Source organism: Paenibacillus apis, assembly GCF_018333295.1.
Lineage (GTDB): Bacteria > Bacillota > Bacilli > Paenibacillales > Paenibacillaceae > Fontibacillus > Fontibacillus antibioticophila.
Map to the genome: position 1 here is coordinate 218,085 of NZ_BORS01000005.1, position 25,447 is coordinate 243,531.

The following is a 25,447-nucleotide window of genomic DNA, read 5'->3' on the forward strand; positions in this document are numbered from 1 at the left end:
GTTCAGAAATTAGGTGTACCTTTTACACTTAAACCGCCACCTTAGGTTCCATATAAACCGGAGCAATGATCTTGTTGGTTCAACCTTTGTTCCTCCACCCGCATAGCGAGTTTTCTGTTTCGCACGCTTCGCGTGCTTAACTGGCTAAAAATAGATTGTTCTTCCGTGCTCATCCGGCACCCCGGACTTCCGGTAGAAGTATGTGTTGATAACATCACGCCAGTGCTTGGCATGCTCGGCCTGCTCCGCGAACCGGTCTGCGGCGGCCTTATGACGGACGGCGTCCACGCGGCCTTGGAGTGAGGCCCAGCTTTCCCGCAAACCATCCGCCGATTCCGCCCCGCTGAAATGCGTGTCGTAAATATGCTGAATTACGGTTTTGCCGGAATGCAGCACATGTCCGTAGGGAACATGATGGAAGAAAAGAAGCAGCTCGTCCGGGCAATCTTCCAACGACTCATACATCTCACGGTTCGGGCTGAAATATTGTCCGGCGTACCCGGTGCCCGTCGCCATCGTCCGGTCTACGCCGATGCCTTCACGGTCTGCGAAATGGTAGGTTCCCCAGCGGGAATACTCATAGCCGTCCACGTCGGGACCGTAATGATAATGCGGGACAACCATCCAGCCCACCCCTAATGGTGCTGTATAGCTCTCGTAAATCGGCCAGGAAGCCATCAGCATGTCCGTCACTTTGTCGATGACCTCCCGATCGCTTCCAAACGTAAGCTTCGCCCACTCCTGCGCAATGCCCTCGGCTGAAAGGCCCGGATTCCAGATCAGACGCCCGTAGCCGTACAAATTCGCTTGTGCCAACGGGTGGCCGGTCCAGCATTCATCCTCCCCAATATTGGACACTGCGGCCGCACCGCTGTATTTCATGCCGAACAGCGAGCCGGATACGATCCGATTCACTTGGCCCTTGCCTTCCTCGGCCGCATGCGTATCGAAATCCAGCACCTGCTTCCATTGTGGAACCAGATAGCATAAATGCCTTTGCTGCCCGGTGTATTCCTGCGCAATTTGGAACTCAATAACCTGGTTAGTAGCTCTCATCGCTCCGAACAGCGGCGATACCGGTTCCCGCACCTGAAAATCCATCGGCCCGTTCTTGATCTGCAGCAGCACATTATCCTTGAATTTGCCGTCCAGTGGCTTGAAATGGTCATAAGCAGCCCGTGCCCGGTCCGTGGATCTGTCCCGCCAGTCCTGCATGCAATTGTAAACGAAGCAGCGCCAGACTACGAGCCCGCCATACGGTTCAAGCGAATCCGCCAGCATATTGGCCCCGTCGGCATGATCCCGTCCATAGGCGAACGGACCGGGCCGGTGCTCCGAATCCGCCTTCACAACAAAGCCGCCGAAGTCGGGGATGTGCCGGTAAATCCGCTCGCTCGTCTCTTTCCACCATTCCCGGACACCCGCATCAAGCGGATCCGCGGTATCAAGTCCTCCCACCGCAATCGGGGCGGCGAAATTGATACTGAGGAACAACGCGATTCCATAATCCCGGAATACTTCCGCCACCCGGGTCACTTCAGGGAGACCTTCCTCGGTAATAAACCCGGTTTCCACCTCATGAACGTTCACATTGTTGATCGAGATCGCATTGATCCCCACCGAGGCAAGGAGCCGCGCATAATCGCGAACGCGATCCAAATCTTTGGAAATCTCCCCGTCCTTATAAAAAATAGATCTTCCCGAATATCCCCGCTCAATCGTGCCGTCCGCATTGTCCCATTGATTGATCATTCGCAGTTGATTGACCGGATGCTCCTCTATCGCCCATTGTGCCGGCTTGAAGCCGAGGGAGATTCCTCTAAGCAGGTGGAAAATACCGTAGATGACTCCTGCTTTCGAGGCCGCAATGAGCTCAAGCCGTTCTTCTTTCGCAGATAACACGTATTTGAGTGAATAGGCATCCCGCCTGGTTTCCCATTTCCGCCGGTCAGCGCCGTAACCATTCTCTTCTGAATGAAGACAAATCCATAGATAAGGCCCTTCGCCGTTCGTAGGGATTTGGTCCATAAACTCAGGAGTTACGCCCAGCATCGTATCCGCGCCTGCCGAAAGCTCCCGAACGGCGGCCGGAGGAATCCTCGATACTCCCCCTTCAACCACGACCCGTTCCAGCATCCCCTTGTACAGATTGCGAAGCTCAGATGAATCGGGTTCACTGTACTGCAGCCATGCTTTATACAATGTGCTTTCCGTTCGCCCGGTAATAATTTGCTCCGATGAATTCATATCTCCGCCCCCTTTAGCCATTTCGGGCCTCGAACCAGTCAAACCGAGCCGCTCCGGAAGCAGGCTTGCCGTTCCCGCTGGCATATAACCCGATCACCACGCCGGTAAAGCACATCTTGTTCACGAAGTCTTCAGGTGACAGCGCCCGTGCGGATCCCTCGCCGAGCAGAACCCACTCCTGCCCGTCCAGAGAGTACAGCAGCGAATAATCGGTAACACTCGCCCGGATTTTAAAGAACACCCGGTCTGCCTCAACCGGATCCTCTGCGACTATTCTTGATACACCTCTCTCCGTCAGTCTGACGCCAACGAGCTTCTTGCCGTCCACTTGCCTCAAGAAGATTTCATAATGGGCGTCTTCATCTCTTCTGGCGCAAAGCCCGGCCTCTTCGCCGTCGCCGATGTTGCCGTATTCAAGCAGCGTGCTCCATTCCGACTGCATGTGCTGCTGCCGTCTCCCGGCAAAAGCAACCTGGCCGACATCGTTCAGCCCGGCGGACTGTCCATGCAAGGTCAGCCAGCCGCCCCGCTCCTTCAAAGACCAGCTGTCCTTCGCCGGGTTGCGGAGAAAGGTCCAGCCCTGCGGAAGCTCCGGTCCTTCGAAATCATCCTTGCCTTCAAAAACAGCCGTTCGAGCGGACATCGTCTCCTCCTGTTCCCCCGGCAGCCGAGGCACGCTCATTTCCAGATTTACGGTGCCTTCATTGTTGTCGATCATCGGCCATCCCTCATCATTCCAGGTTACGGGAGCGAGAAACGTCTCCCTGCCAAGTACGCTGTATCCGGAATCGACGAGCCGGACACCTAGAAATGCAGCCCACCAGTCCCCGTTTGAATCTACGACCAGATCCGCGTGGCCCAAATACTGAATCGGATGCTCTATCCCCCGATGTGTCAGAATCGGATACGGATACAGCTCGAACGGCCCGTAGGGATTCGTGCTCCTGCCAATGATTTCCCGATGGTCCTTCGCGGTACCGCCCGAGGCCGTCATCATGTAGTACATGCCTTTTATTTTGTACAAGTGGGGACCTTCCGTCCAAGGACCTCCGTCCCCCCTCCATATAACTACCGGCTCCGATAGCGCTTTCCCCGTAGCAATGTCGATCTCGTACTGGATCGCATGGGAGTCGTAATCCGCACCCTGCTGGGCGGTCACGTAAACCTTGCCGTCATCGTCGAAGAACAGGGACGGGTCAATCCCGCCGTACGGCACCATGATCGGATCTGACCAGGGGCCGGCAGGATTCGAGGACGTTACGTAAAAATTGCCGATCCCGCGCACATCGGTCGTAATCATATAGAATGTGCCTTCATGGTATCTCAGGGTAGGCGCATAGATGCCGTCCGAGCTGCGGCGGCTGCGAAGATCCAATTGGCTGTCCCGGTCCAGGACATGGCCGATTTGCTTCCAATGCGCCAGATCCCGGCTATGAAAGATCGGCACGGCGGGGAAATACTCAAACGAACTGCAGATCATATAAAAGTCATCCCCGGCCCGAGCGATGCTCGGATCGGGGTAAAATCCCGGCAGAACCGGGTTTGAATAGTTTATCGAATTTTTCTCCATGCTTTACTCCTTTACGCTGCCAACGTTAAGACCGACGACGAAGTATTTCTGCATGAATGGGTATACCAGCAGGATCGGCACGGACGCAACGACCGTCACCGCAGCCCGGATCGAGATCGGCGTTACCATGGACTGAGCAGCCTCCTGCGTTATTCCCGCCCCTGCAGCAACCGCAGGGTTGTTGTTGGCATTCATACTGGACGATATCAGCTTCATCAGCTCATATTGCATCGTACTCAGTTCTTGTCTCGAGGAGGTGTAGATGAATGCATCGAACCATGTGTTCCAGGCACCTACGGCAACGAACAAGGCAATTGTAGCCAATACCGGCTTACAAAGCGGGAAGATAATTCGCACAAAGATTTTAAAATCCCCCGCCCCGTCGATCTTTGCCGATTCAACAAGGCTTTCCGGAATCGTTCCAATATAAGTGCGAATAACAATCATATTAAACGCGCTGATCATCGATGGAATGACATATACCCAAAACGTATTAATCAGGTGCAGTTCCTTCATCAGAAAGTATCCCGGGATCAAACCGGCATTAAAGTACATCGTCAGAATAAAGACCAGAGTAATCGGTTTGCGGAACACATATTCCCGGCGGCTCAGTGTATAAGCCAGCATCGTGGTGAGTCCCAGGTTCAGCAAGGTTGAAAGTACAGTTCTTGCCACCGAGACCCAGAATGCATCATAAATATATCCCGAGGCGAATACCGCTTTGTAGTTCTGCCAAGTAAATTCTCTCGGCCAGAGGTAAATACCGCCGCGGATCGTATCGTTCCCCGCATTGAAGGACACAACGATCGTATTCAGAAACGGATATAACGTGACTATAACTAGACAAAGCATGAATAGGGCGTTGAAGGTATTAAACAGGATCGGCTCCACACTTCTCTTTCCGACAGGTCTAGTCACTGCGGCAGCGGATGCTGGCCCAGGGCTGACGGTTTGGTTTGCCATAACTATAACAGCCTCTCTTCCCCTAGCCGTTTGGCGACTCCGTTTGCAATCAGCAGCAACGTTACGCTAACGACCGTTTTAAATATACCGGCAGCAGTAGCTAATGAATAGTTTCCTTGAGCGAGCCCGTATTTCAGTACGAAGATGTCGATCGTCTGCGACCAGTCAACAATAAGGCCGTTGCCAAGCAAATATTGGATTTCAAAGCCTGCCTCCAGAATGTGGCCGACCTGCATAATCAACAGAATCACAATTGTAGATTTAATGCCCGGCAAAGTGACATGGAACATTTTCCGGTAGCGGCTTGCTCCGTCAATATCTGCGGCTTCATAAAGCGCGGGGTCGATCGACGCCATCGCTGCCAAATATATAATCGTATTCCAGCCGACTTCCTTCCAAACATGCGACGCTCCGACGATTCCCCAGAAGTACTTGCCTTCGCTGAGCCACTGGATCGGCTCATTGATCAGATGCAGCTTCATCAGGAGATCATTGATGATCCCGTCCGACGCCAAGCTTGTCGCCACAATCCCGGTTACAATAATCCAGGACAGAAAATGCGGAAGATAGGAAATCGTCTGTACGGTTCTTTTCCAAAATACTTTTTTAATTTCGTTCAGTAATAATGCCAGTATAATGGCTGTTGTAAAGCCGAGAATCAGATTGATGACACTCATGGCCAGCGTATTTCGCAGCACCTGCAGGAAGCTGTCGTCTTTAAAAAGGAACTCGAAGTGCTTAAACCCTACCCATTTCTGCTCGCTAAAATCTCTAGCGGGCTTGTAGTCCTGAAAAGCCATGGTCCAGCCCCAAATAGGTACATAGGCGAACAATATGATATACGCCAGTAATGGTACGGACATGTATATCAACTGACTCTGATCTTTGATCAGGGACCAGGTAATCTTCTTTACTTTCCTTGGCTTCCGGACGGCTCGATCTTCTTTCAAGGTCTGATCCATAGTTTTTTCTCCCCAAAACCTGTTATTTTCGAAAGAATGGAAGGCAGATGAACGCCCTCCATTCTCCGTTTAAGTCAAAGCCTTATTTCACTGTCCAGGTATCTCTTCTCCATTGCAGCACTTCATTGATCCGGTCCTCGTAAGCCTTGATGTTGAGTTTGTGAATTTCGCTAACGTATTCATTCCACACGCTTTCGAATTCATCCGGCTTTGCGAGAATAGCCTTCGGCAAGTACTTCGTAGACAATTCGTTTTGCTTCGTGTTGACGATTTTCGCTTCGGAGCTATCTACCAGGTCGACAGACCATGCAGGGTAAGCCACTTCGTTCTCAGGCGCTTCACTGAAGAAATCGACATAGCTGTTAAAGCCATATTGCGCGAGGAAGTTCTTGTCGTATTCTTCTAAACCAGCTTGATATTCTTCCGGCTGCGCGGCGGCATCCGTGGAATTCCCGTCCGAGAATTTGCCTTGCATTTTTGGAGCTCTGCCATAGAAGGCATCGGCTTTGTTAGCCAGCTTCCAGGTTCCGTCGGTAAAGGCATCGCGTTGTTCTTGCGTTTTCATGAAACGGCCTTCTTCATTGACAATGTAATCTTCGCCTTCAATACCCCAGGTAAAGATTTTTTGCCAATCCTCCTGAATCAACGTATCCAACAGTTTAAGGATTCTTATAGCTTGTTCTTCGGATGCGTTGACTGTAATTCCGAACCCGTTGTCCAGGTTAAGCGCCGGGCGATCCTTATAATGGTCTCTTATGCTCTCATCATAAACAAGCGGAAGACCAACATATTGTCTTTCGAATCTCTTCTGAGTCGTCAGCGCGTCCTCTGCACTCTGGAAGTTCCAGTGCTGGTCAAACATCCCTAGAACCGCGCCGCTGGAAATTTTGGCCATATACTGGTCATAGTTTTGGGTAAATGTTTCCTTATCGACGACGCCTGCCGCATTCATCTCGTTCAGCTTCTGGTAGTAGCGCTTCGCATAGTCTTTATCCGCGAAAATTTCAGCTACACCGTCTTTAACCACTACGCCGCCGTCATTCGGATGACCGATCAAATGCTGCGGTGCATTGAACAGCCCCCAGTTTCTCCAGTCATAGTTCAGAATTTCAAAGCCGATCGTCGGGGTTCCGTCAATATCCGGATGCTTTTCCTTGTATTCCTTAATCAAGTCAAAGTATTGATCCAGCGTTTTCACTCGAGGATATCCGGCTTCCGCCAAAACGTCCTTCTGGATCCAGAAGGCAGGTCCGGAATACCAGGTCGAATCAGGGTCAGCATTATAAACGCCATAATTAGGAAGGGTATAGATATGGTTGTCGTTAGGATCCTTCATCATGTTCCAGTACTTCTCATAATGCTTCTTCAGGTTCGGAGCATGCTCCTCAATCAAGTCTTCGAGCGGAATAAAGGCGCCTGCGGCCTTTAATTTCTGATTGTCCGTCATCATGTCCGGATAATCGCCGCCTGCGATCATAACGCCGAGCTTTTGATCAATATCGCCTGCAAGGAACTCAAATTTGAAGGAAGCTCCCGTCTTTTCCTTGATCAACTTGTAGATCTTGTTGTCAGGTGTCGGTTGTTGGCCGGCTTCACCGATAAATACCGATATTTCAAACGGCTCCACCCCGTTTTCGGAATTTTCTCCGGATACCTGTTCGTTATTTCCGCTTTTGGCGGCTTCCTTATTGTTGCCGCCGCAGGCTGACAAAACCAGACCGAGCGAGAGCAGCAGCATCAGGCTCAACCGGAATACCGATCGTTTCTTGCCCCCCATTTAAAGCACCTCCATAATGTTTTAGCCATTCAGGCTGTAAGCCCTTTCAATGACTCATCTTAATTGTAAAAGCGCTGCCAAAAGCGAACTATAACACAATTAAAGCATTACCCTTAAAAACTTTAGTTCCTGCCTTTATATTCACCCGGAGACATCCCCATCCGTTTTTCGAATTGCTTCAGGAATTGGCTGTAGTTCACATAGCCTACTTGCTCCGCAATTTCGCTGTTTCTAAGCTTGTTTTCCAGGAGCAGCCGGGAGGCCTCCTCGATCCGGAGGTTATGCACCCATTCATTGAATCCGACTCCGTTTTTCTTCATGAGCAATTGTCCCAAGTAAACCGGATGCAGATAAAAATGTTTGGCCAGCTTTTTGATTGTCAGCCTTTCCCGATAATGCTCCCGTATGTACTCGTTGATCTCCTGTACAATCCCCTGCGATTTAAGTTCCTGCTCCTCGCTGAGCAAATCGATGCATTCTTCACCGAGGCTCAGCAGCAGGGCCAGAAGCTCATTCAGGCCCAGGGCCGAATCAGCCAACGCGGAAAAGTCCCATTTGGCCAGTGCATCTGACGCTTTCTTGCCTAGGGAATCCTCCATGTGTTCTTTCATTTTGTACATTAGATGATAAATCGCCTTCTTGACTATTTCCGGTGCGAGCAGGAGTTCACGAAACAGCTCCGCCTCCGCTGTGACCGTCTCGCGATAACCGGCTGCATTCAGAAGAGTTAACGCCTCCATCGCGTTATCCACCAACCGGGTCGGGTCGTAGTGGTATTGAAAATGCCTGTCTTCAATTGAAGCATAAGAAATAACCCCGGTGTATTCGGGGTCATAAAATTTGAACTTCAACGCTTCTTCTGCGGTCTTATAGCAGTTTGCAAGGTGCAAGAGCGACTCCTCCGGGGCGCCGATGGCCGCAGCTGCCCGTTGTCCGGTGTACCGCGCGGCAAGCTTGGCAAGCACCTGGCATACACCGTCCGCCTGCCCTTGATCCGGTGAATATCCGAACACGATGCCTAAGCGGTTCATTGCCAGGTCAATCAGAAACATCGCCTGCTCCTGTGAAATCAAAGCCGCCGCGGCTCCCCTAAGCTCAGCATACATGGTCGGCTCAGTTTGAATCAGACAGATGTTCCATGCCTCCCGGCCAGCGGACAGCGTAATCAGATTATCCGGATATTCCCTTTCCGAACCGGGGCTATCCTCAAGTAGCTGTCTGATCAAGAAGACCTGTTCCTCCACGAGGGCCATCTCGCTCCATTGTCTTTCTTCCTCCTCATGCAGCAGTTCACTGTAAATCTTTCGTAGCTCGCCAGCGGCTTCTTCCGGCTCGACCGGTTTTAGCAAATAATGAGTGATTCCGTAACGCATCGCTTTCCTTGCATACTCAAACTCACTGTATCCGCTAATGATCGCGAAGCTGATGTTCTTGTTTCCGCTCTTCCGCCATTCTTCAATCATCTCAAGGCCGCTCATCAGCGGCATATTCACATCGGTAACGACCAGATCCGGCGAAAGCTCAGCCATCGCTTTTAGCCCCTCAGCGCCGTTGGTGCAGGTACCGCACACTTCAAAGCCAAGCTTCTCCCAGTCGATCCACAGCTGCATGCCTTCCAAAGCGCCAGGCTCGTCATCGATCAAAAGCACTTTAAATCTCACATCCGTCACTCTCCTTGCGGATAATCCTGATGGTCCAGCAGCCTGATCGGAATCTCGAAGGACACTGTCGTTCCTTGATTAGGTTTGCTGTCGATATTGAACCGGACGAGATCGTTATAATACAGTTCGAGTCTACGGTATACATTGCGGATACCGATACTGTTGCCGGATGTACTCTCACTGCGCATGGATATGAGCATCTCCCGGTGCTTTTCCGGCTCGATGCCTTTGCCGTTGTCCTTCACGGATACGCAGAGGCGGTCGTCCGATACGGAGGCTGCGATCTTGACGACACCCTCCCCCTCTACCGCCTGGATGCCATGTTTGCATGCATTTTCCACCAGCGGCTGGATGCTCATCTTCGGAATTTTATAATGGAGCGCCTCCGGGGCAATATCCAGCTCGTATTCGAACTTGTCCCGGAATCTGAATTTCTCAATTTTGAGATACATTTCGATAAATAAAATTTCCTCCTCCAGAGGCACGATGTCCTCTTTCCAGCCAAGCAGTCTCCGAAGCAGCTTGGACAAGCTTTTGATAATATCGGTCACGTCGGAATAATTATTTTTGGTACAGACGACTAAAATGGCATTCAAGGTGTTGAACAGAAAATGCGGATTCATCTGGCTCTGTAAAAAGTTCAATTCCGCCCTTACCCGCTCCATCTCCAAATCCTTCTTCTGAATCTCAAGCTTGTATACATTGTTGATTAAGGAGTTGATCCGGGCCGTCATGATATTGAAGTTCTGGATCAAACCGCCGATTTCATCGTTTCCTTCTTCGATCCGAATCAGGTCGAATTTCTCGTTGGTCACCTTTTGCATATGACGGGACAGCCGTTTCACCCGGTAATTGTAGGATCTGAGCATGATATAAATGAATATAAGCGAAAACAGTGTAATAACGGCTGCGATGAATCCCACATAAAGCTGCATATCGAGCATGGCGCTGGATAACCGGTTCCCCTGCGTCACGCCAATCAGCTTCCAGCCCTTTACGTAGCTGGCCGTTCCGATAGAGATGACACGAACGTCCTTGTTCTTCACTTTCTCGGAAAGCTCAAAGACCGGGTAGGCATCGGTAACCCCCCGCTGGTAGCCGCTGTCCGCGGACATAATAATTTCATTACGCTCATTGACCAGGTACAGGTTTAAATAATCCTGCTCCCGTACGATGACATCGTAAATTTTGCTCAGGTCGATATCGATCCGAAGCAGCTTGTCATATGTATTGTAAGTGTCGAAGTAATCCATGCTCTCAATCACGCTGAGATAAGGTCCTGTCACAGTGGCGCTATTGGCCACGGTCGCCCGGTAGGCCGCTACCAGCACGGGGAGCGTCGATTGCTGCCGCAGCCGGTACCAGTCGCTATTCTTCACTTTGTCATCAAGCAGCTGATAGCTCCCGCCGGATACGATGGTATCATTATCCGTAAAAATGCTGATTCTCTGAATATGATTGTTGACCGGTATATAACCGGTGACCCGATGACGCAGCTGGTCGTCAAATATTTCGTAAAATTCGATCGGACTTTCGTAAGTTCTGTCCAGCGTTTCATAGAGCATCTTGTCCGTGTTGAGCGCATGGCTGATCGCCACCCCGCCGTCGATAAAATCGTGAATATCCTTTCTGGCCCGTTCGAGCGAGATTTCAAGGTTTTGTTCCTCCCGCTCCTTGATAATTCCGGTCATCTCGCCCAGAAATACGATATTAATCACCACAATAGGCAGCAATACGCCGATTACGTAGATCAGTATAAATTTATAATTCAGCGGAATATCGTTAATGAGTGTCCGAAATCTAATGCGCTTTCTCATGATTTATGCACCATCCTGCCTGCAAGTGCGTGTTCAATAAGCCGTCCTCTTGGATTCCTGTTTGTAGACAGAGGGCAGCATCCCCGTCTTGCATTTGAATTTGCTGATAAAATAGTCCGTATTGGGGTATCCCACCTGAAGCGCGATTTCGGAAATTTTCATCTGAGTTCGTTTCAACAGCCGTTTGGCTTCCTCGATTCTTTTTTCGTTCAGGTAATCGTTGAACGGTTTCCCGGTCTCTTTTTTAAACAGCTGACCCAGATAAGTTGAATTCATATGAAATTTTTTAGCCAGATCCTGCAATTGCAGCCTGCCGCGGTATTCCCGATCCACGTATTGAATGACATGGAAGATCGTATTATACTCGTTCTTTTCCTCCAGTCCCGCAAGGACGCGAGCCGCCTCCAGGCAAAGCTCAAGGACGTATTTTCTCAAGGACGAATAGGTCTTGAAGCTCCCGATATTACCATATTCATCCTGAACCTTCTTCATGAATGCATCAGGTTCCCCGTTCATTTCCCCGATCCGTCTGCAAAGATTCAATTCGAGATCGGCCACATGGGCCATGGCATGCCTCAGATCGGGCAGCCCTTCTGTCATGGAAGCCAGCGCGTCCTCTACAGCGGAGTGGATTTCATCAGTTTGGCCCGCCGTCACGAGCTCGAGAAGCTGCTTGAATTTCTCCCTGGCATGATTGCCGGTATTTCCGTGCTGCCGCAAATCCCTGTAATTGTGCACACCGTCTCTTTCCTGACAACGCTTGCATTTATTGACCTCAAGCGCCTGCATATACAGCTCGCGAACCGAACCGATACCTTGGAGAGCGTTGCTTACCGTTACGGTTATCGGCCCGTTCGACTCATTCTTAAGTTCATTGTAAAGCCCTGCGGCGAGCTCCTGTACCCGGCAGTATGGGAATTTATCATCAGGCAGAATGACGCCAATCCTGCCTGCGCTATCCTCAAATATACGCTCCGGTGTTTCCGCAAAATACTTCCGCGCCTGATAGCGCAAATTGGAAGTGTCTCCTGAAGCCTCGATCAGAATGCAGCGCAGCAGGCCATCCTCCGGCAGAAGAAGGGCATGTGCCGTCTGATGCATCAGTTGCGCACTGTCTTCTCCTTGAAGCAGGCGGTTCAACAAATTGTTCACCAGCAAGAAATGCATGCGGCTTTGGCTTTGCTCCGTTTCAAACTCCTCCATAATTCTCCTGCGCAAGCGGACCAGCACCGCCTCAATTTCCTCCTCGTCGATCGGTTTGAGTAAATATTCCGCTACCCGTTGATGCATCGCAGTTAGCGCATAATTAAAATTATCGTATCCGCTTAATATGATAAACTTCGGAGGACTGGCCATTACCCTGTTCGATTGCTCAATCAGCTCCAACCCATTAATCACCGGCATATTGATATCCGTCAGAACCAGCTCCGGTCCAAGCTCCTGAATCATCCTGAACGCATCAGGACCATTGGAGGCCTCCCCGCACACTTGAAATCCGTGATCTCTCCAATTCACCATCGTTCGGAGCCCCTCGATTACCCAAGGCTCGTCATCCACCAATAGCACATTCATCATCGCTATATCGCTCCCCTGAAGTTGAACTGGTTTGCTTGCTTTGAAAGCGCCCTCATTAATTATGCTAACATACCCGCGTCATTTGAGAACAGGAAAACCTTGTTACCCTCAACCTAAATGAGAACCCGTACATTCGCTATATTGAAAATTAAGATTTTATCGTGATAATTTTAGTTCTTATCTGCATGTCAGATATGTATGTCTTTACACAGAAGGAAATAGCCCGCATCGGTAGAATGAGTATCCAACGAGATCCTTACGAAAGGCGGAGAATCATGATTTTATCCAGTATTCTGAGTGACGGCATGGTCTTGCAGCGAAACGAAAAGGTCGGCATCTGGGGTAAAGCCGGGGCAGGTCAAGCCATACAGATTGGTTTTAACGGAAAAAAATACGATACGTTTGCCGATCCCGCCGGGGACTGGCGAATTGATTTGGACGAGACGGAGCCGGGCGGTCCGTTTGAGATGATTATCTCGGCTGGCGGCGAGGCAAGCGTCATCCGGAATATTCTCGTCGGAGACGTGTGGGTGCTCGGCGGCCAGTCCAATATGGAGCTGCCAGTCCGCCGGACCCTGGATTTGCTGGCCGATGAGGTGAAGGATGTTCATCTCCCCTGGATTCGCCAGTTCTCGATGCCGATAAGCTACAATTTCCATGCTCCGCAGAGCGACCTGCCGGGAGGCGGGTGGATTGCCGCTACCTCGGAGGATGTGCTGAACTTTAGCGCCGCCGGTTTCTTTTTTGCCAAAGAAATCTATGAAAGACACCAGGTCCCTGTCGGCTTGATTCTCACCGCGGTAGGGGGAACGCCGATCGAGGCATGGATCAGCGAAGGATCCCTTCGGCGCATCGGCGGATATGAGGACATCTTGGAGCAATGCAAAGACGATCAATATGTAATTGCTGCCAAGGCGGCGGACGAAGAGCGGAGTAACGCCTGGCATGCCCATCTGAATAACACCGACCTTGGTTTAAAGGAAGGCTGGTACAACGAGTCATGGGACACCGCGGATTGGCAAGATTTCGAGCTTCCGGGCTCATGGGCAGACGCCGGGCTTGAGCACGTTCGGGGCAGTGTCTGGTTCCGCAAGGAGATCGAACTCCCCGAGTCCATGACCGAAGGCGATGCCCGGTTAAAGCTGGGCACGGTCGTCGATGCGGATGACACTTACATAAACGGTGTTTGCATCGACAATACCGGCTACAGGTATCCGCCAAGACGCTACTCGATCCCCGCCGGACTATTAAAGCCTGGAAATAATACAATTACCGTGCGCGTCATCAGCACCCATAACACGGGGGCGTTTGTGAAAGATATGCCTTATCGACTGCTGGCCTGCGGACAGGAAATGGACCTTACCGGCGTTTGGAAATACCGGGTCGGGGCCATTACCGGGGTTATGCAGCAGCAGACATTCTTTCACTATAAACCCGCCGGGGTGTATAATGGCATGATCTCGCCCTTGCGGCATTATCGGATCAAGGGGGCGTTATGGTACCAGGGCGAGGCCAATACGGACCACCCTGCCGGATACAGCAAGTTGTTCGAGGCGTTAGTTGCGGATTGGCGCGGTCAATGGGGAATCGGGGAGTTCCCGTTCATCTTTACGCAGCTCGCCAATTTGGGCGAAGAGGACGACTCGCAGTCCAATTGGGCCGAGCTTCGCGAGGAACAGCGCAAAGGGCTGCAGATTCCGGGCACGGCGATGGCCGTTACGATCGATATCGGCGAATACAACGATCTGCACCCGCAGGACAAGAAAACCGTCGGCCAGCGTTTAGCACTAGGCGCCCACAAATTGGCTTATGGTAAGGACGGCCTGGTCCATAGCGGCCCGATGTTCAAAGAGATGGAGCTGACCGGGGATGGCGCGCGCCTACGGTTCGATCATACCGGAAGCGGGCTGGTCGCCAAGGGCGGCGGAGAGCTTAAGGGGTTCGCGGTCTGCGGCCCCGACGGTGTGTTTGTTCCAGCGCGAGCCGTGATTTCCGGCGATACCGTCCTTGTCACGCATGACTTTATTAAGCAGCCTGTCCAGGTTCGGTACGCCTGGGCCAACAATCCTGCTCAAGCGAATCTGTACAACCGGGAGGGCCTCCCTGCCTCGCCGTTCAGCACAGGTTAACTCGTTGAATCCAGTTCCTAAAGTTCTAAAATAAGCAAGGCAACTCCTTTAAATGCGAACCTTTGAAACCGCTTCATCAGATAGGATAATAAAACGGAAGATGGATAAATTGATTTGAAAAAAGCGGGCCTAGGGAGGATTTGAAGCCGATGAAGAGTCATGCTGGAGCATTTTTTACAGGGGAATATAGAAACGTACTAGCGGAATTCGGGTATGAGAAAGCGGCGATTCGCGAGCGTCTGGAGGCGGCCTGGCGGGAATTATTCGAGGGCGGAGAGGATACCCGAATCTATCATGAGTCCGGCGGCGATATGGGATATATGCTCGATACCGGCAACCTGGATGTCCGGACCGAAGGGATGTCCTACGGCATGATGATGGCCGTGCAAATGGACCGGCAGGAGGTGTTCGATCGGCTGTGGAAATGGACGATGGCGCACATGCACATGACCGAAGGAGCAAATGCCGGATATTTCGCCTGGTCGTGCTCCCCGGACGGTTCACGGCTGTCGGACGGGCCTGCTCCGGACGGGGAGGAGTATTTTGCGATGGCGTTATTCTTCGCATCCCATCGGTGGGGCGACCGGGAAGCGCCGTTCAATTACGGAACACAGGCGCGCGATCTGCTGCGGACCTGCCTTCACAAAGGGGAGGACGGACTCGGCGACCCAATGTGGAATCCGCACAACAAACTGATCAAATTCGTGCCAAATTGTGAGTTTTCGGACCCGTCCTATCATTTGCCGCATTTTTACGAATTGTTTGCGTTGTGGGCTTATCCCGAGGATCGGCCGTTCTGGAAGGCAGCGGCCTCGGCCAGCCGTGAATATTTGAGGACCGCCTGCCACCCCGAAACCGGACTGGCTCCAGAATACGCCTACTATGACGGTACGCCGAATAATGAGCGCGGGTACGGGCACTTCTTCAGTGACTCCTACCGGGTAGCCGCCAATTTGGGGCTGGATTGGGAATGGTTCGCGGCGGATCAGTGGGCATGCGAGGCGGCAGGCCGGATTCAGGCGTTCTTCGCCGACAAGCGGCCGGAGGATTACCGCCGATACTCGATCGAAGGCAAACCGTTTGAAGAAAAAGCGCTGCATCCCGTCGGACTGCTGGCGACCAATGCGATGGCCTCGCTGGCGGCGGATGGAGAGCCTGCCCGGGCGAGTGTGGACCTGTTCTGGAATACGCCGCTGCGGATGGGTGACCGGCGCTATTACGACAACTGCCTATACTTCTTCGCACTCCTGGCTCTAAGCGGAAATTACCGGATTTGGAAGCCTTGATTTCAACAGGATATTAATAAAGAAAGGGCAGACCCGGTTTTATTCGAACCGTCTGCCCTCTTTATGTCCCTTGGGAATACTTACCATCGGCTTACTACTACCCGGCCTGACGCTCAGACACCAGCTCCTGAGCTGGAGCAGCCGCTTCTTTCTTGCCATCCTTCAGATAGGCGAGCCAATAAGCTCCTGCTACAAACAGGGCACCCCCGGTCAGATTGCCCAACCATACCGGTACGAAGTTAATCAGGTATTCTCCCCAGGAGTAGTACCCCTCGAAGATCGCTGCCGGAATCAAGAACATGTTGGCGACCACGTGCTGGAAGCCGATTGCAACGAAGGCCATTGTCGGGAACCAGATGCCGAGAATTTTACCGCTCATATTGTCGGCTCCATAAGAGAGCCATACTGCCAGAGCTACCAGCCAGTTACAGCCAATGCCCGAGACGAATGCTTGCACGAAGCTGTCGTCCAGCTTGTGTCCAGCCATATCCACCAGCTTCTCCAGGTATACGCCGCTTCCGGTCAGACCCACAACATGCCCGAAGAAGTAAGCGACGAACAGAGCGCCGAGAAAGTTAGTAATCGTAATTAACAGGAGGTTCTTGATCATCTCGCCTGTGGAAATCCTGCCCGCGATCCGCGCCAGCGGCACAGCCATCATATTGCCCGTCAGCAGCTCGCCGCCGGCAAGCAATACAAGGATCAGACCAATCGGGAACACCGCTGCTCCGATAAAGCTGGAAATACCGCCCCATTCAGCCGGTGCTCCTGCAATGACGCGAATATCCAGCAGGAAGCCCATCGCAATAAACGCCCCGCCCAAAAATCCGAGAATCAACACAGTCAACAGTGGATTATGCGCCTTCTTGACACCCATCTCTACCGTGACTTTCGCGATTTGATCCGGTTTATTATAAGCCATGATTTCAATCTCCTTTGTGACTTGTTCTATTCGGCTGCTTTAAAATCCGCTTTATATTGTACCGTGCGAAGCGCCTCAAATAAGTAACATTAGTCACGATACCTTCCCAGAAGTGAAAAACTTCACAGAATTGAGATCGGGAAATCGCGGAAAAATTCAGACCCGTCCTGTCTCGTAGGCGGATTGCGGAACTTCAGGCAGCGCTCCAAGCCCTGCACTGTTCAGAAAATTCCATGGCTTGTTATAATGCGGCTGGAAGAAGAAGTCCACGAAAGCCAGCTCTTCCATCTTCATGCCATTCTGGATGCAGACCGAGAGTGTGTTCACCGATTGAGTCAGATCAACCTTGGACATCATTTGTGCGCCGAGGATCCGCCGGGTTGATTGTTCATAGACCACTTTCAGCATCACAGTCTCATGCGTAGGCATAAACTCTGGCCGGTAATGATCGTTAACGATCACAGCTTCCGCCTCAATCCCTGCCTCCTTGGCTGAGGTCTCCGTCATCCCGGTTGCGGCAATGTGATCCTCGTAGATCTTAATTCCCGAGGTGCCCTGCGTGCCCATATACTTCACCGTAGGAGCCAATAAATTCCGGGCAACCAGCGTCCCCATCCGAACCGCATTTGTAGCCAGCGGAATGTAAGCATGGGTTTGGGTCGGATTATAGAATACCGCACAGCTGTCGCCCGCCGCGTAGACATCACTCTTGCTTGTACGCATATACTCGTCTACGATAATTGCGCCATTATCGAGCATATCCACTTGTCCGCGAAGAAGCTCCGTATTAGGACGGAAACCGATGCACAGGATGACCAAGTCCGCCGAGTATTCTCCCCGGTCTGTCACAACCTTGCTCACCTTGCCATTTTCGCCTGTGAATTTTGTAACTTTCTGACCTAAAGCAAGCTGAATATTGCGGCTCCGCAGAGAAGCTTCGATCTGATCCGTATACTCCGCGTCAAGATACTTGCTTAGAATGCGAGGCTCCGCATCAATCAGCGTTACATTTTTGCCGTTCAATTGGAAAGCCTCCACCAGCTCGACCCCGATGTAGCCTGCGCCGACGACCACGATGTTCTTGGCCTGCTTGGACTTTTCAATAATCGTGTTGGAATGGTTAAAGTTTTTGGAGAGCAAAATATTGTCCAGCCCGATCCCTTCAAACTTCGGTACAATCGGCCAGGAGCCTGTCGTCATGACCAGTTTGTCAAAGGTATCCTCCAGCTCTTCGCCTGTCTCCAGATTACGTGCCCGCAGTTGCTTGGCATCCGTATCAATCTTTGTTACCTCGTGAAGCATTTTGGTTGTCACACCCAGCTCTGCGAGCTGTTCAGGAGATGAATAGAACAAGCCCTGGGCGTCACTTACCATCCCTCCGACATACAGGGCTATGCCGCAGGATAGAAACGAAATATTATCATTCTTCTCGTACACCGTAATCTCTGCCTCAGGATAGCATTTCGCGATATTGACAATAGCCGCCGTTCCTGCGTGAGTACATCCAATGACTGCAATTTTCATATTTAAATCCTCCTCTGGGTGTGTTAGGACTGACAAACGAATTGTGAATTTCTTCACCTGTAGTTATATTATAGTGTGACATTTTTCACATCGCAACCCTTTTAAGCTCATTTCGCAAATTATTCACAATTTTAAATAAAATTTTTATCAAATTACTCCGCACGTATGCCTTTTTCCGCAGCATCTTTAATTCAGCCTACGTAGTATAGTGCCCATAAATTTAAAATTGAAAAAGGTGTCCCCAACCATGATGATGGTTTTTGGGACACCCTATTATAACTACAAGTATTTCAGCATATTGCGGAGTACTACCGCGTAGCCGTTAGGAAGCATATGTATTCCATCCGTGCCGAATTCTGCTTTCAGGTTCCCGTCCTCATCACTCAGGCCCTCGTTCACATCAATGTAAGTGAATCCGAATTTGCCTGCCAGCCGTTCTATCGCCTCATTCGCTTCCCGGATCGCCGCATTCGTTCTGCGTTCAAAGATATCGCCCATCGATTCCTTAGGTACATGCGGGAATTCCGCTACCCCGTTGACCGGATAATAGGACATCACGTAAACCTGGCAATTCGGCAGACGCTTGGCAATCCGGCTGAGAATTTCATCGTAATTGGAGATCAAACCCTCCAGCGTATATTCCGGCGCACTGATATCATTCGTCCCGATATTAATAAAGAGCTTTGAAGGCTCCAGCTCAAAAATACAAGTCTCCATCGATGCCAGCAGCTCTGACGTGACATAACCTGCGATCCCCCGGTTGTAAATGCAATAACGCTGATCCAGGATCTGCTGAAATTCGTTAATCGGGAAAAATTCCATCAGCGAGGAGCCTGCAAAAACCGTCTCTCCTTTACGGGCTAATGCATTCAGATATTGGTATTTGCGCAGCTTCTCCTTCTTCTCATCCCATATTTCTATCGTGTTCACATCTTCAGCCATACTTGTCCGCTCCTCCTCAGTTCGGTATCTGTCCTCTCCATCATTTCATACCTCGTAAGCGGATTCAACCCCGAACTGAAGCAAGGCTACAGGAGAGCCTGCGCCTTAACAATTTCCTCATATTTAGCTGCCCGCTCCGTCTTGGACAGCTTGGGACACCCGTAGCAATAGCCATGTCCGGTATCCGTCCGATAGGCCAGGCAGCAGGTAGGCTTCATGCGAGTCTTTTGCCCGGGACGATAGGGATCCTCCAGCCATACCGCCTTCAGGTCGAATGGATTGCGGGATAAGCCGAACCAGGAAGCAGACAGCTCCTTCGCCAGGAAACCCTTTTGCTCCGCCATTCTCTCCTGCAGGACAGGCTCTCCGGTCATTTTCCCCAAGTAATCCAGATAGAATTCCACACCGAGCGGCATTTGCCCCCACAGCTGCCGTACCGGCACCCCCGAAACCTCGGCTGCCGTCTCCATTACTGGGCGGAGCGTCGTCTCCAGCCAGTGTCCGGCGGTCTCCTGACGCCAAGCTTCACCACGTACTGCCGGCCATCCATGAACATCCAGACAACCGAGCACAAAGAAGATACACGGATATTGGTTCGCCATTCGGATCTCCAGCGTCAGGTTCTGAAGCGACACATCCGGACTCCCCTCACAAGCCGTCATAAAATACAAATGGGCCGTCAGCATCGTCCGCCAGCTCGAGGCAAAATAAGCAGCCGCAACCTGAAGGTCACGGCCTTTAATTATCGGCATATATTCGTTCAAAAAGGTCTGCATGCCCTCCGGGGCGGCCAGCCGCGATGCCGGCATCGCAAGCAAGGCATCCGGATCTTTTTCCGTCACGACATACAGCGCCTGATTCAGCAAGCCATAATCTATGTTCATCTGAAGCCTCTCCTTACTCCGGTGTTCAACCTGTTGTGAGCCTTACAGATTCGAGGCTACCTTTATGGTGCCGTCCTTTTGCTTCTGGCCGCGCACTTTCCCTTCGGTAGCCGCCCGATAGAGCTCATAAGGCAGACAGAGCGGAACACCGCTGCGGGGATCCGTAACAATATCAGCTTCAATCCCGAACACCTCACGGAGCACCTCCGAGGTTACGACCTCTTCCGGCTTGCCCTGTGCAACAGCTTTCCCCTGCTTGATTGCAATCATATGATGAGCATAACGCGCGGCATGGTTCAAGTCATGCACGACCATAACAATCGTCCGGCCCGACTCCGCATTCAGCTCTTCCAAGAGCTGGAGCACTTCAAGCTGGTGAGCCATATCCAGAAAGGTTGTCGGTTCATCCAGGAATAAAATATCGGTCTCTTGCGCCAAAGCCATCGCGATCCAGGCCCGCTGGCGCTGTCCTCCTGACAGATGCTCAAGCGCCCGGTCACTGAACTCCTGCATCCGGGTAGCTTCAATCGCCCAGTCGATCACCTTGCGATCCTCGGCCTTCAGACCTCCAAAGCCCTTTTGGTGCGGAAAGCGGCCATAAGAGATTAACTCATATACCGTCAAGCCTTCCGGCGCGGTCGGATTCTGCGGCAAAATAGCCAGCTGCTTCGCCACTTCGCGCGTAGATTGCTTGTGAATCGATCTCCCATCCAGCAGTACGTTTCCGTTCTTCGGCTGCAGTATACGGGCCATCGTCTTCAAAATAGTCGATTTCCCTGAACCGTTAGCCCCTACAAGTGCTGTGATCATACCCGGCGGTATCGAAATATTCAAGTCTTGAACAATTAGACGATCCTCATATGCGATATCCAGATGCGAAGTATTCAATGATGCCATGTTGATCTTCCTTTCCATATATGACTTGAAGAAGGGGCCTGAATCAACAAGCTAGCGTCATCCCGCCGAATCTTCACTTAATCTTCATCATAACTTTTCCTAAAGTTAAAGATACTGATAATCATTATCACTTGTCAACCCTTTATTCATCTCATATGTATGAGAAAACAGAAGAAAACATGATCATATGTCCCTGTTTATCCGTCTTCAAAAGAAAATGCCCCCTGTCTACAATCGAATCTCGGCACAGTGTGCTGCCATGATTCTTATTGTAGCGAGGGGGACGGTGAAGTACAGTATAGTTTTGCAACCCGCTTGCGTGCACTATTTTGACTCTTCAGACTTCGCGGCTAACGGAATTTCCTGGTTCAGATCAGTTAGGTCAGCTTAGGTCAGCTTAGATCAGCTTATATCGTTCCAAGAGCTCGCCGATGATCGTCCCGGATGCCTTTTTGAGCAATTGCTTCTCAACCAGCTTCGCAATGAACGGCAATTTGAGATCGGTCAGCTTCTTCCCGTCCAGCATTTTGGCCGTCGAATCGAGCAGCACCCGGACATCGTAGCAGGAAGCGAATACTTCCGGTACGCCGCGGTCCACGTCCAGCAGCGTGTAGACGGCTTCCATCGCCGTTCTCACCGAATACTCGGTCGTAAACACCGTGTCGCGGACGGTATCGGCGAACTGGCCGATAAAGGCGAAGTTGACGCTGCCCTCCGGTACGACCTTTGGACGGTCTCCTTCTGTTCTCGGCATGAAGAAAGCGGTAATGTAAGGCATCATGCAAGGAATGCAATGTGCGCCGGTGGTCGCCAATTCGAGAATTTCCGCCTCGGGAACCCCCATATGGTAGAGCCATTCCTCGACGATCTCCCTCCCGGTGCATTCCTTCATCGGCTTCTTGACGAAATCGCCCGGAGCGTCCGTATACAGGCCGTATATCCAGACGACCAGCTGGTCCTTCGGCTGCTCCTTGAAATGAGGCTGCCGATTGATCGTATAGCTCATCAGCCAGCTGGAATCCTTGACGGTAATAATGCCCCCGGTGACAACCCTGCCGGAAAACGGATCGCGCTTGCTCATCTTTTCGATATAGCGGGGAATCCGGTGATCCAGGGTAGTTACTGTGGCCGATTCCCAATTGGTGGCCGGAATGTTCGTGCAGAATTTCTCCGGGCGGCCGAACGAAGGGTCCTGTGCTGCGATGTTCTTCCACAATTGCCAGCAGCCGCCCTCGCCAGGCTGAGTGTTCATGACCGGCGCATGATCGTCGTCGCCGAGCGTAGAGTTCTCCGTGCAGCTTCCATTGGTGACGAACACCAGATCATCCTCGATCAGATCAATTGTCTCTTCCTTGCCGTTATGGATGCAGATCAGCTGTTTAGCTGTTTTTTTGCCGTCCCGGATATCGAACATAACGTTCGTGACCCGGGTGTCGTACTGGAAGTGAACGCCGTGAGCCTCCAGGAACTTCACCATCGGCAGAATGAGCGATTCGTACTGGTTATATTTCGTGAATTTTAGCGCCGAAAAGTCCGGCAGTCCGCCGATATGATGAATGAAGCGCTGCAGATACAGCTTCATTTCCAGCGCGCTGTGCCATTTCTCGAATGCAAACATCGTTTGCCAGTAGAGCCAAAAATTCGAGGCGTAAAATTCCTCGTCGAACACATCGTCGATCGTTACGTCGTAGAGATCCTCATCCCGGGTCATGAACAATTTCACGATTTGCATGGACGCTTTTTCAGAAAGTGTGAATTTGCCGTCCGTATGCGCATCCTCCCCCCGGTTGACGGAAGCGCGCATGAGCGAATAGTTGGGATCGTGCTTGTTGAGCCGATAGAACTCATCCAGGACCGACAAGCCCTCCGTCTCGATCGACGGAATGGAGCGGAACAGGTCCCACAGGCATTCGAAGTGATTCTCCATCTCGCGGCCGCCCCGGATAATAAAGCCCTTCTGCGCATCCTTGATCCCGTCGCAGGCGCCTCCTGGCAGACTCATTTCTTCGAGGATATGGATATGCTCTCCCTTCATCTGTCCATCCCGAACCAGAAAACAGGCCGCGGCCAGTGAAGCCAGTCCGCTGCCTACCAGGTACGCGGATTTTCTCTCCACATTTTTCGGCTTTTCCGGGCGGGCAAAGGCTTCGTAATTTCCATTCGAATAGTACATTAGGATACCTCCTCATTTTGGATAACCCCAGCATATTCCTTTTGGGAGGCACACTTAATAGACAATACAGCCCTCATGTCAAAAGCTTCGACACAACGGCTGAATTGTCTATATAAGTTCAACTAATGATCATGCACTGGAGGCAACGTGTAAAGTGTTCTTACGATCACTGTTGTTCGCGAATTTCTTGGATTGAACTAGCCATGTAAAGGAAGAAATCCGCTCTCAAAGGCGAACGCTGACGCTTCTTCAGAACTCTTTACACTTATGCCTTTTCTGTGCACTCTTTAGTTGAACTTATATAGATTCTGGACAAGCCTGATATCTATATTTTTTTATAATCCATGCTGTACTTATCCAGCGCCCGGGCAATGTCTCCCTGAACCAACACGCCTAACCGGTTGATGATTTTGACGGGATCCTCCTTCATGCCTTGACGAATCCAATCCAGCATCAATCCGGCGAACGCAAACTTGTAAAAATCGGCGATGAACTTTTTATCCTCGTCCCGAACACCCATCCCGGCTGCTTGTTCCTCCACCACGCCGATCAGCAGATCGTAAGTGACTCTGTATAAATAGCGCTCCAGCTGGTCGCGGCTCACCGAATGGTACACATTCGATACGAAGGAACGGTTAGCAAGGACGTATTGAAATATTTCCAGGAAGCCCTGCTGCCAGGTGGCATATGTTTTTTTGTCATCGATGGTGACCAATGCTTCCGTAAGGAAAATCCAGTCGATCAAATCGTAAATGTCCTGAAAATGATAATAGAATGTCTGACGGTTCACTTCGCAGTCCTCAACGATGTCTATGATCGTGACCTTATCCAGCGGCTTCTCCCTGAGGAGCTTCTTCAAGGACGCCGCCAGCGCCTTCTTGGTTATCTGGGCCATGGAACCACCTCCTGCAACTAGGGTTACGGATGGGGGCAACAACGATGCGATGGTTGCTTCGCTTGCCTTCTTCATCATAACAGCCCGGAAGATCGGGTCACAAGTATTGCACGGCGTCAAAAGCAAACAAAAGCAGCCCTCCTCGATTAAAGGAAAGACTGCTTGTGCTTTATTCAGGGTACCCGTTATCTCAATCTCGAGCCCCGTACACCTTTGCATTTTGCAACAGGCTCCGGACCGGCCCATCCTTTTTACGGACTCGCCGTTACCGGCACCGCATTATAATACTCTTCCAATGTAATTCCGCGCTCCGCAATATCGGAGGAAATCTCCGTTCCAACATAACGCAGATGCCATGGCTCGTATTTATAGCCGGTAATATCCTCCTTGCCCTCCGGGTAACGGATAATGAATCCGTACTCCGTGGCATGCTTCGCCAGCCACTCCGCTTCCTTGGTGTCCCCGAAGCAGTCCTCAGCCGCGCATTTCCCGTCACTGCCGGATACATCAATCGCCAGTCCGGTCTCATGCTCGCTGTGTCCCGGCACCGCGCTATAAGTCTTTGCCTTCTCCAGGCCATCCTTTTTCACATAGCGGTTAAAAAGCGAGGTCTGCGTGCTGTGCGAGCGATAAGCCGATACTCCCGCCAGGTAAATACCGTCTTCTTCGGCTCCGGCAAACAGCTTCTCGAGCGCCGCCGCGGCTTCACTCCGCATCATGCGCTTCTCGATCTTCTCGGAGAACGTAAAGCGGACATCCGGATAGACCAGATCGGACGGTTCATAATCCTCCGGCAAGGCGTACTCCTTGTTGACTAGCACCGTAACACTGTGGGCATCAGAGAAATCCACCTGATTGGACGCATCAGGCTGGTCCTCTTCCTGGACAGGCTCTTGACCTGTGCTGTTCTCTTCGCCAGTCGAGTTACCCTCATTAGGATTTACAGGCTCGTCAGAGGATCCATCCTCATCCTCCCCCTTGTTATCCGTTGCGGCCGTATTCTGGTCTCCGGACTCCTCTTGAGCTGGCGGGGAAGGCAATACGCCCTGCGTATCCTTCGCACAAGCTGTAACCATCACCATCACCAGCATCAACACTCCAAGCACTAGTCCCCGGCCATATCTTCTTCGCAATGCACTCATTCCCATTATCCTCCCATGCTGTTCGGCATCCAGGTCACTGACTCAGCCTGTTACTCTGTCTATCCTACTAGACGCATGATC

The 25,447-nt window shown here is 51.4% G+C and carries 18 protein-coding genes; 2 read left to right on the forward strand and 16 right to left on the reverse strand.

Annotated elements, in window-relative coordinates:
* Window positions 1–144 precede the first annotated feature (144 nt).
* From KI362_RS09380 to KI362_RS09415, 8 genes are all read right to left on the reverse strand, one after another.
* Window positions 145–2,247 carry an alpha-glucuronidase family glycosyl hydrolase gene (locus KI362_RS09380; RefSeq protein WP_374705647.1) on the reverse strand — a complete coding sequence of 701 codons (2,103 nt, stop codon included), beginning with the start codon at window positions 2,245–2,247 and terminating at the stop codon, window positions 145–147.
* A 13-nt stretch (window positions 2,248–2,260) separates the two neighbouring features.
* On the reverse strand, window positions 2,261–3,817 hold the full coding sequence (locus KI362_RS09385; protein WP_301626704.1) for a glycoside hydrolase family 43 protein: 1,557 nt from the start codon (window positions 3,815–3,817) through the stop codon (window positions 2,261–2,263).
* Window positions 3,818–3,820: 3 nt separating this feature from the next.
* Window positions 3,821–4,780: a carbohydrate ABC transporter permease gene (locus KI362_RS09390; RefSeq protein ID WP_081671800.1), complete on the reverse strand. Its 960-nt coding sequence runs from the start codon at window positions 4,778–4,780 to the stop codon at window positions 3,821–3,823.
* 2 nt (window positions 4,781–4,782) lie between these two features.
* Entirely contained in the window at window positions 4,783–5,742 is a 960-nt protein-coding gene (locus KI362_RS09395; RefSeq protein ID WP_044481122.1) for an ABC transporter permease, read from the reverse strand.
* An 82-nt stretch (window positions 5,743–5,824) separates the two neighbouring features.
* Entirely contained in the window at window positions 5,825–7,519 is a 1,695-nt protein-coding gene (locus KI362_RS09400; protein WP_301626708.1) for a sugar ABC transporter substrate-binding protein, read from the reverse strand.
* Between the two features lie 122 nt (window positions 7,520–7,641).
* A complete protein-coding gene (locus tag KI362_RS09405) occupies window positions 7,642–9,180 on the reverse strand; it encodes a response regulator (RefSeq protein WP_301626709.1) in 1,539 nt (512 codons plus the stop codon).
* 5 nt (window positions 9,181–9,185) lie between these two features.
* Window positions 9,186–10,997 (reverse strand): sensor histidine kinase, encoded by a 1,812-nt coding sequence (locus tag KI362_RS09410; RefSeq protein ID WP_301626711.1) that lies wholly within the window; start codon window positions 10,995–10,997, stop codon window positions 9,186–9,188.
* Between the two features lie 33 nt (window positions 10,998–11,030).
* Entirely contained in the window at window positions 11,031–12,572 is a 1,542-nt protein-coding gene (locus KI362_RS09415) for a helix-turn-helix domain-containing protein (RefSeq protein ID WP_301626714.1), read from the reverse strand.
* 275 nt (window positions 12,573–12,847) lie between these two features.
* On the opposite strand from KI362_RS09415, the gene KI362_RS09420 reads away from it, so the two are divergent.
* Window positions 12,848–14,701 (forward strand): sialate O-acetylesterase, encoded by a 1,854-nt coding sequence (locus KI362_RS09420; protein WP_301626716.1) that lies wholly within the window; start codon window positions 12,848–12,850, stop codon window positions 14,699–14,701.
* Window positions 14,702–14,850: 149 nt separating this feature from the next.
* Window positions 14,851–15,987 (forward strand): glycosyl hydrolase family 8, encoded by a 1,137-nt coding sequence (locus tag KI362_RS09425; RefSeq protein ID WP_301626718.1) that lies wholly within the window; start codon window positions 14,851–14,853, stop codon window positions 15,985–15,987.
* Between the two features lie 97 nt (window positions 15,988–16,084).
* Here the strand turns inward: KI362_RS09425 and KI362_RS09430 are convergent, their stop codons facing one another.
* The 8 genes from KI362_RS09430 to KI362_RS09465 form a co-directional block, all read right to left on the reverse strand.
* Complete coding sequence (locus KI362_RS09430) at window positions 16,085–16,909, reverse strand: formate/nitrite transporter family protein (protein WP_044481131.1); 825 nt, start codon at window positions 16,907–16,909, stop codon at window positions 16,085–16,087.
* Window positions 16,910–17,065: 156 nt separating this feature from the next.
* Entirely contained in the window at window positions 17,066–18,433 is a 1,368-nt protein-coding gene (locus KI362_RS09435; RefSeq protein ID WP_301626719.1) for an FAD-dependent oxidoreductase, read from the reverse strand.
* Window positions 18,434–18,712: 279 nt separating this feature from the next.
* Window positions 18,713–19,375 (reverse strand): SGNH/GDSL hydrolase family protein, encoded by a 663-nt coding sequence (locus KI362_RS09440; RefSeq protein ID WP_301626721.1) that lies wholly within the window; start codon window positions 19,373–19,375, stop codon window positions 18,713–18,715.
* An 86-nt stretch (window positions 19,376–19,461) separates the two neighbouring features.
* Window positions 19,462–20,259 carry a (2Fe-2S)-binding protein gene (locus KI362_RS09445; protein WP_301626723.1) on the reverse strand — a complete coding sequence of 266 codons (798 nt, stop codon included), beginning with the start codon at window positions 20,257–20,259 and terminating at the stop codon, window positions 19,462–19,464.
* A 42-nt stretch (window positions 20,260–20,301) separates the two neighbouring features.
* Window positions 20,302–21,156: an ABC transporter ATP-binding protein gene (locus tag KI362_RS09450; RefSeq protein WP_044481137.1), complete on the reverse strand. Its 855-nt coding sequence runs from the start codon at window positions 21,154–21,156 to the stop codon at window positions 20,302–20,304.
* Window positions 21,157–21,553: 397 nt separating this feature from the next.
* Window positions 21,554–23,329 carry an oleate hydratase gene (locus KI362_RS09455; protein WP_301626725.1) on the reverse strand — a complete coding sequence of 592 codons (1,776 nt, stop codon included), beginning with the start codon at window positions 23,327–23,329 and terminating at the stop codon, window positions 21,554–21,556.
* A 325-nt stretch (window positions 23,330–23,654) separates the two neighbouring features.
* Complete coding sequence (locus KI362_RS09460; RefSeq protein WP_301626727.1) at window positions 23,655–24,224, reverse strand: TetR/AcrR family transcriptional regulator; 570 nt, start codon at window positions 24,222–24,224, stop codon at window positions 23,655–23,657.
* Window positions 24,225–24,475: 251 nt separating this feature from the next.
* Window positions 24,476–25,366 (reverse strand): M15 family metallopeptidase, encoded by an 891-nt coding sequence (locus tag KI362_RS09465; protein ID WP_301626729.1) that lies wholly within the window; start codon window positions 25,364–25,366, stop codon window positions 24,476–24,478.
* Window positions 25,367–25,447: the final 81 nt, after the last annotated feature.